A 7890-nucleotide genomic window follows, 5' to 3' on the forward strand; every position below is an offset into this window, starting at 1 on the left:
ACCGCATCGGACCAGACCGGCTCGGCATACCGGCACCATCACGGCCTCCGCGGGATGAACCTGGGCACTCATCGAACCCGTACTCCTCGCTGACCGATCGCGGCGGCGAGGACCGTACGAGGAGGCTTGCATGCCACGACCCACCATGGCGTTACGCGCCACCATCGCGCTGGCCCTCATACCCGCCGCCGTCGCTTCCGCGGCCCTCACCTCCGACGCCGCGTCGAGGTCGGCCAGGATCCATCTGAGCGCGGACACCCAACCCAAGCCGGAACGGCCGGCGCTCGACAAGCTGGTGGCCCTCGCGGAACAGCGTGGGATCACCCTGGCCCAGGCGATAGACGAGCACGTGACCGAGGTGACAGGGCACGGCACCGACGCCGCCACGCTGCCCTACGTCAAGATCGACGACCTGCCGCTCGCCGAGCTCGTCGACCTCGAAGACGTGGCCGAGGCCGAAGGCATCACGCACAAGCAGGCGATCGACAGGTACGGGTGGCAGCCCATCTTCAGGAAGGTGACCGACACGCTGCGGCAGGCGTACCCGGACGAGGTCACCGCGACCTCCATGTCCCAGGACGGACGCGGCGCGCGCCTCGCCTTCAAAGGCCCGATCCCGCCGCGGGCGATCACGCTGGCCAGAACGCTGCCGGTCGCGGTGGACCTCGTCGGTGAGACCGGCTTCTCCGAGCGGGAGGTGGAGGCGGCGCGTACCAAGGCGTTGAAGGCCCTGACCGGGCGGCCGGGGGCAGGCGACGTGGGCGCGTCGTTCGACGCGGAGAAGGGCACCGTCAGCATCGAGGTCGAGGCGGAGACGACCACCACACAGGAGGTCAGGCAGGATCTCGGCGAGGTGGCCAGGTCCACGCTTCCGGCAGACAGCGAGATCCGGATCGACGTCAAGGTCGTGGACGAACTGGGCATCGAGCCGCAGGACAAGTACATCCGCGGGGGTGGCCTGCTCGACTCGGGGTGCACGGTGGGCTTCGTGGTCAACTACCACGCCACGGCCAAACGTGCGATCTCCACGGCCGGGCACTGCACCGTGCGGCCGACCTACACGTACTACAACCACAGCCAGGATGGCGGCTCCACCGTGGTCCGCACCGTGATCAAGCATGAGGGCGGCAGAGGCGACATCGCGCTGTACACCCGCGGATCGATGACCGCGACGCGCACGTTCTACTACGCACCGAACCGCAAACGATACGTCGACGACAGCTCCGGCTTCGCCCCCGGCGTCGGCAGCCAGATCTGTCATTTCGGCAGAGCCACCGGGAAGCACTGCGGCCAGGTCTCCGACCGCGACTACTCGTACTACAACGCGGAACGCAAGGTGAGGTACGAGCATCTCGTCATGGCGAACGGAGAGCGAAGCTTCTCCGCCAAAGGCGACAGCGGCGGCCCTTGGTACTACGGGAACACGGCGTACGGCATCCATCACGGCGGGTCGCTCAATCCGCCGAAGACGTGGGGCACGTTCACGCCGGTCCATCAGCTGCGTATGTTCGGCGTGTTCGTCTATCAGCGTTGAGGAGGCGAACGGCACGTGAAGATTGCCTTGGGTCCGGTGCTCGTCCTGCTGGCCGTCACGGCCTGCGGTGGAGGCCCGGACGAGATCACGCTTGTCGGCCCGGATCCGCAGATCATCGTCAACACGCCGAGGGACATCAGCCTTGAGATGAGCATCCCCGGAATCCTCGGCTACGACGCCCAGAGCAAGTGCCTCACCATGACCTTGGAGAGCGGCTACCAAGGGGAAGTCGCGGCCCCGGTGTGGCCCGCCGACAGCAAGCCGGTGATGAAGCAGGGGAAGCGCGGTGTCGAGGTGCCCTACGCCGGCACGATCCTCGAAGGCGAGCGTCTGTACGGGGACTCGTACGCTCCCCACACCACCGACGGCTTCGACCACCTCAACCTGCCTGATGAATGCGTTCCGCCGAACCGCGGCTACGTCTTCATCACCCCGGACCAGCGGCCCCTGCCCCCGGAAGACCGCTGGGCCTCTGAATCCGCGACGGCTGAGTGACCTCGGTGGGATCACCAGGCGCCCTGGGCTCGGGACGGCTCGACGCAGTATGTTCACGCGTACGAGAGCATCAGCTGAGGTGCCTTGACGGGGGAGCGCCATGAAGAAGGCACTGTTGCTGGTCGCGGTCCTCGCCGTGTCCGCCTGCGGTGCGCAAGGCGTGCTCAGCCAGGCCGCGATCGACCAGGCCCTTGGCCAGGGCACCGCTCCGGAGCTGATCTACGTCGTGGATCTGCCGGGTTACGAGCTGCAGGAGCAGTCCGTCGGTGCGGTCGGTGAGGAGGGGTTCGGAGCCTTCTATGTCTCATCGGACGGCAAGCAGGTGCAGCTCCGCGTCGATCGTGGCGCTTTCGACGACGCGGTCTGCGGGGAGCGGCCGGTCACCGACGCCGAGCCGGTCGATGCTCCCGTACGGTGCGCGCGTGACGAGGTCGGCTGGTATCGGGAGGCGGCCGGGCGTCATGAGTACGTCGCGGTCAGAGGTGACGCCTTTCTCCTCCTGGCTGGGAAGCTCACCGATGTGAACCGGGAGACGCTGAAGACGGCGATAGCCGGCGCCCGCCAGGCAGCCGTGACCGCATCGCCGTCACCTTGGCGTAGTCCGGTCGAGCGCGGGGACCTGCCGACCACCGGGGACGGGGCTCCGAACAACGAGGTGGGCCCAGGCGGATGACCGCGCTGGGCGGGCGAGAGGGCCGCTCCTCCTGAAAGATGGAGGCCATGGCGAGAACACATCTGTCGATCAGGGTGGAACTGGTGAGTGGCATGCACGCGCCGGACCTCTGGCCTCGGCCCGGCCGGGTCTTCGCGGCGGCCCGCGCGACCACCTTCCGCGACCTGGCGACCGCGATCGACGACGCCTTCGCCCGCTGGGACCGCAGTCATCTGCACATGTTCACCCTCGCCGACGGGACCACGATCAGCCCGCTCAAGTGGTGGGGCGGAAACGAACCTGAGGGGACGCTCGACGGCGACCGGGTGAAGCTGAGCAGGTTGAAGCCGGGTGAGCAGTTCGCCTACGTCTTCGACCTGGGTGACGACTGGCAGCACCTGTGCACTGTCGAGGAGAAGCGGGTGGATCCGGAGGAGGTCCTGGGAGTCGTCCCAACGCGACCGGCGCCGTACTGGGGATGGGGGTCGATCCCCGACCAGTACGGCAGGCGGTGGGACGGTGACGACGGCGAGAGCCTGGTCCCACCGGCCCCGCGACGGCTGAGCGACCTGCCGCCGATTCTGCCTTGGTGGGGTCAGTAGGCGCCGAGCCGCTTCTCCCGGCTACAGCAAGACCGACCCTCGGCGCACCTCGTCAGCTGCGCGGCGGAAGGCGACGTGGCGGCGGTACGAGTCCAGCACGCCGTCGAGATAGCCGCTCTCCCCATCGGTGGTGATCTCGGCCTCGGTGAGCGCCGCCGCCAGCCGGGCGGCGTCACCGTACCGGGCCTGCTGCTTGTCACCGATGATCGCGCGCACCCAGCGGTCGACGGCCGCACGCGCGGCAGCTCGCCAAGCGGCACGCTCGGCGGCAGTGCCGCTCCGCTCGCGGAGTGCCTGTTCCAGCAGAGGAGTGAGGTCACCGTCGTCGGTGTCCGGCTCGTCATCGTAGAAAACCGCCCGATCGGCATCCACGGTCCCGTCCAGCAGCGCCCGCAACACCGTCCGCTCCCAGTCACGATGGGCGACCGCGCCGCTGGAGGCCGCGAGCACGTACGGCAGCACGGTCAAGGTCGGATCCGCGGATCCGCTGGCCAGGTCGTGCGAGTCGGGCAGCAGCTTCAACGCGTCATCCACCCGGCCCGCCAGTAGCAACGCCTGGGCCTGGAAGGACACCAGATAGTAATGGGCGAACCCGGGAGAACCAGCGGCCACGCGGTCGGCCGCTTCTCCGGCCGCCTCCCGACCCGAGCCGGGCCGGTGCGCCTCGGCCGCTCGATGAAGCGTCACGAGGCGGCGCGTGGAGGTGGACAAGGCGAAAGCCTGGAGCCGGAATTCGACCGATTCCTCCACCTCGGCCAGCTCGGCCGCCTTATCGGCGAGTGGCGCCCACTGGTAAGCGGTCCATCCGCCTCGATCCCCACCGGCGGCGAGGCCGAGCCCTTCACGGCATCTGTCCAGAGCGGCCACGGCATCACCGCGTTCGTGCAGGGCGTTGACCAGGTCGAGATAGGCATCCGGCTGCCCCGGCCCCTCCCTGCCGGCCGCCTCCACCAACGCTTCCGCGTCCCCGGCCTCACGCAGCAGGGTACGTGGCAGCACGTCATGACCGCCGGAGCGCTCCATCAAGGCTCGGGTCCAGTATGGCCGGAAGGCGTCGAGGCTAGCGAAGTCCGTTGGCAGCGCCTCCCGCACGGCGAGCAGCGAATCGGGCCGTGACCCGTAAGGAAGACCCGTCAGCCAGGCCTCGACCATGCTCTCCGCCGCCTCGGTCGGATCGGTGGCTATCTCGTACAGTGATCGCAGCCAGCGGGCCCCGGCCTCGGCCAGGTCAGTTGTCAGCGACTCCGCCGGTGAGGATTCGTAGCTGTAGAACGAGCCCTCGTCGCCCTCAAGAGCCAGCGCGTGGAACAACAGCTCGTGGGCCGCGGAGGAGAGCTCGTGCCGACCCGCGAGAAACGCGGTCGCCGCCCGGGTGAACAGGGCGTCCATCCGCGGCACCCACGACTGGTCGCCCCAGGCGCGCTCACGGCGAAGGTCAGAATCCCAGCCCCAGTCGTCGTAGTACTTCCCGGTCCGTAGGTCCGCGATGAAGGACTCGATGTCGGCGATGAGGTCTCCGTCCTCGCGTCGACTGGCTGGGACGGGCGCGCACAGGTCGCGCAGTCCCTTGAGGAAACCCGCGCGGGCACCAGCGGGCAGGCTCTTGGCGTAGCCGGTCAGTACGGACCTGAGCTGGTCTTCGTTCAGCGGGGAGAGCACGGAGTCCAGCTTGGCGAGGTACGCCTTCAGGGTTGGTGCGGTGGGCATGCCGGGCACGATATCGACAATCATGGACCTCGGCGGAACGCTCAGTTAATGCCCAAGGACGCGCTCGCGATCTCACCGTGGTTCCTCACCGGACGACGCCGACGCGCCTGCGTCTGCTCCACAGGGTTTCTGCGCTGGGCAACTGACGACCACGAGTTGGCTGTTATATCTTTGTTATCAAGTCAGCACCCCAAACCTGAGGATGTCTGTGACGTGGGTAAATATGAGTTCATAGTTGTGCTTTCTGGCTGTCTGGGGTAATGGGTGTCTAAGTTCCGGTTGTGCTCATAGGGTGCCGTCGTTAAGGTTTCCTGCACAGGCCTGAGGGGTGTTGAGCACGGACACAGGACGGCCTCCTGTTGTGAAGTTGTCCTGATAGGTCATCAACATGAACCTCAAGTTTTCGAAGCTCTGGGGTGCTTTCGCTGCAGCAGGGGTGGCTGTTGCAGTGAACTTTGCTACAGAGTGGAAGTACAACGTGCTGGTCTGGGGTGGAGTGGTTGCACTGGTTCTGCTGACGGTATGGCTAGATGCTAAGGCTGATCGCAGCAGGAAACACGAGGTCGCTGACTATCAAGATGAGCAGCTTTCGCCGGTCCTGCGCTGGGAAGAGCGGAACGGAGACGCCCGAAGGACCGTGTCTACGACAAGCGAGAAGGTTGCCACTGAGTTCCTAAAGCGGGCCTATCCTTCATTCCATTCTCCTCATGATCCCCCGAAGTCGCAGCTCTAGCCAGCCCCAAATCCGGAGGTCAGATCCCCAATGGCCAAGTCGCGTTTCCAGTACGCACTCCCAGAGCACCGAGTCGAGTATGGCGTTGAGGTCGAGATCGACTCTCTGAAAATCGATGACGAGGCGCAGCGTGGGCTCAACTCGAAGCGAGCGAAGGGCATTGCTGACGGCCTGATCGTGGACGCGCTGGGCTCGATTGTTGTCTCTGAGCGCGCTGACGGCAACCGGTACGTCGTCGATGGCATGCACCGTACGGAGGCCTGCAAACTCAGAGGTATTCGGACGATCAAGGCGGAGATTCACTACGGTCTCACCCAGCAGGAGGAAGCGACTCTCTTCCTCATCAAGAACCGGGAATCGGCGAAGGTCAGCACGCTGGACGAGTACAAGGTGGGCCTGACAGCAGGGGACGCTCTCTGTGTAAGCGTTGATCAAGTACTCAAGAGTCATGGCCTTGGCTTGGGGTCGAGCTCGACGAATAGTGTGGGTGCAGTATCAGCTGTGCTGCGCATCACGAAACAGTATGGATCTGATGTTCTTGACCGAACTCTCAAGGTGGTGGCAACGGCCTGGGGGAGAGACAAAGAGTCCTGGGACGGCGTCATCCTGGGCGGCGTTGCGATGTTCCTTGGTCGTCACGGGTCCGAAATCGATGACGATGAGCTTGCGAAGAAGCTGCTCAAGCGAGGCTTGGCGGCTCGATGGCGCTCCGAAGCTTTGACCCGAGCCTCCAACGGTGGCTACAACAACAGTGGCACCGGATCGCGAGAGAGTCAGTGCTACCAGATGGTCGTCGAGAGCTGGAACAAGGGGCGAACCGCTGCCAACCGCGTCGGCTGATTCGCTCAAAATGCCGGCACAGCCGATAGACGTCTGGGCAAGGTCGTGATTGCTGGGTGGCCCGTGTCACCCAGCAATTCCTAGAAGGGCTAGCGAAAGACTCGCCTCGGGTGTAGACACGCCTTGTGATCATGTCACTTGGCGACGACCTGGACAGTCGCATACGGGCAGCAGCTATGGCTTGGCTTCGTCAACGCTGCACTCGGGAGAACCCTGTTATCCATCGTGACGAACTGCTTGGCTTCCAGTTTGAGGGACGGAGATTCCCTCTTATCGATAATCGGCTCGGCATCCGCAAGCCAAGGGAAATGACTGCCGCACTATCTATCCTGACGACCTACACCTCTGAGAGGGCTCGCGCACCGTACGAGGACGCCGTAGGAGATGACGGACTACTACGGTATAAGTTTCAGGGAAACCCTCGGCACTATACCAATATGGGACTCCAGGTGGCTTTCGAGCTGAGGGTGCCGTTGATATGGTTCTTCGGCATGGGGCAGAGTCAGTACCTGCCCTTCTTTCTCGTGTGGGTAGTCGCCGTCGAAGTGGAGCAACTCCAGGTTGCTGTCGCGTTGGACGAAGGCCAGCGACACCTTTCGTTGGATGCGCCGGTTAGCCTTATCGAGCGCCGCTACTCAGAGCGCATCGCGCGTGCACGTCTGCACCAGCCGGTTTTTCGACAGCGTGTGATCCAAGCGTATGAGACCAGCTGCGCGATGTGTCATCTGCGGCATCGGTCGCTCCTTGACGCGGCTCACATCATCCCGGACCGGGACAGCCGTGGAGTCCCTTCCGTCTCCAACGGTCTGGCGTTGTGCAAGATCCACCATGCAGCATACGACGAGAATATCCTCGGTGTAAGGCCAGACTACGTTATAGAGGTGCGAGTTGACATTCTAGAGGAAAATGATGGGCCGATGCTGAGACATGGTCTCCAGGAGATGCACAACCTTCGGCTTGCCATTCCTCGGCGACGCATGGATCGCCCGAACCATGATCTCTTGGAGGAGCGTTACGAACGGTTCCGTGCTGCTGGGTAGTCAAGACTGTCGGGATCTGCTTAATCCACGCCTGCTTGAGTTGTCTTAGGTCCTTACTAGACACAATGCGGGGTGCTAACGTCTTCTGCCGTGATACCCCTTCCCCAACCAAGCGAGTCACGGGCATGATGTCCCTATGGCAAGAATCAAGGAGTTCTTCAGGGTTACCAAGGCGGCTGGTCCGCACCCCACCGGTTCACGTCCAGGGAGATGGTGTGCGGGTGATCTAGCCCATGCTGTGGTGCGGGTGAGATCCATGTGACAAGAGACGGCCACTCCGTAATCCT

The 7890-nt window shown here is 64.4% G+C and carries 8 protein-coding genes; 7 read left to right on the forward strand and 1 reads right to left on the reverse strand.

Translation table 11 applies throughout. The features are described 5' to 3' along the window. Positions 1-130 precede the first annotated feature (130 nt). The 4 genes from ACZ6YG_RS10605 to ACZ6YG_RS10620 all read left to right on the forward strand — a co-directional run bounded on the left by ACZ6YG_RS10605 (position 131) and on the right by ACZ6YG_RS10620 (position 3283). Positions 131-1534, forward strand: coding sequence for a S1 family peptidase (locus ACZ6YG_RS10605; RefSeq protein WP_466017798.1), 1404 nt, complete (start codon positions 131-133; stop codon positions 1532-1534). A 36-nt stretch (positions 1535-1570) separates the two neighbouring features. Further along, a complete protein-coding gene (locus ACZ6YG_RS10610) occupies positions 1571-2029 on the forward strand; it encodes a hypothetical protein (RefSeq protein WP_466017799.1) in 459 nt (152 codons plus the stop codon). Between the two features lie 100 nt (positions 2030-2129). Beyond that, positions 2130-2702 (forward strand): hypothetical protein, encoded by a 573-nt coding sequence (locus ACZ6YG_RS10615; RefSeq protein ID WP_466017800.1) that lies wholly within the window; start codon positions 2130-2132, stop codon positions 2700-2702. Between the two features lie 47 nt (positions 2703-2749). Then, positions 2750-3283: an IS1096 element passenger TnpR family protein gene (locus ACZ6YG_RS10620; protein WP_466017801.1), complete on the forward strand. Its 534-nt coding sequence runs from the start codon at positions 2750-2752 to the stop codon at positions 3281-3283. A 21-nt stretch (positions 3284-3304) separates the two neighbouring features. Here the strand turns inward: ACZ6YG_RS10620 and ACZ6YG_RS10625 are convergent, their stop codons facing one another. Beyond that, positions 3305-5014 (reverse strand): tetratricopeptide repeat protein, encoded by a 1710-nt coding sequence (locus ACZ6YG_RS10625; RefSeq protein WP_466017802.1) that lies wholly within the window; start codon positions 5012-5014, stop codon positions 3305-3307. Between the two features lie 364 nt (positions 5015-5378). On the opposite strand from ACZ6YG_RS10625, the gene ACZ6YG_RS10630 reads away from it, so the two are divergent. The 3 genes from ACZ6YG_RS10630 (at position 5379) to ACZ6YG_RS10640 (ending at position 7603) form a co-directional block, all read left to right on the forward strand. Continuing rightward, positions 5379-5723, forward strand: a complete 345-nt coding sequence (locus ACZ6YG_RS10630; protein WP_466017803.1) for a hypothetical protein — start codon at positions 5379-5381, stop codon at positions 5721-5723. Positions 5724-5753: 30 nt separating this feature from the next. Continuing rightward, the gene (locus ACZ6YG_RS10635; protein WP_466017804.1) at positions 5754-6563 is read left to right on the forward strand and encodes a DUF6551 family protein; all 810 of its coding nucleotides are present in this window, start codon (positions 5754-5756) and stop codon (positions 6561-6563) included. 449 nt (positions 6564-7012) lie between these two features. Beyond that, complete coding sequence (locus ACZ6YG_RS10640; RefSeq protein ID WP_466017805.1) at positions 7013-7603, forward strand: HNH endonuclease; 591 nt, start codon at positions 7013-7015, stop codon at positions 7601-7603. The last annotated feature ends 287 nt before the right edge of the window (positions 7604-7890 follow it).

Source organism: Nonomuraea sp. NPDC054003, assembly GCF_055585125.1.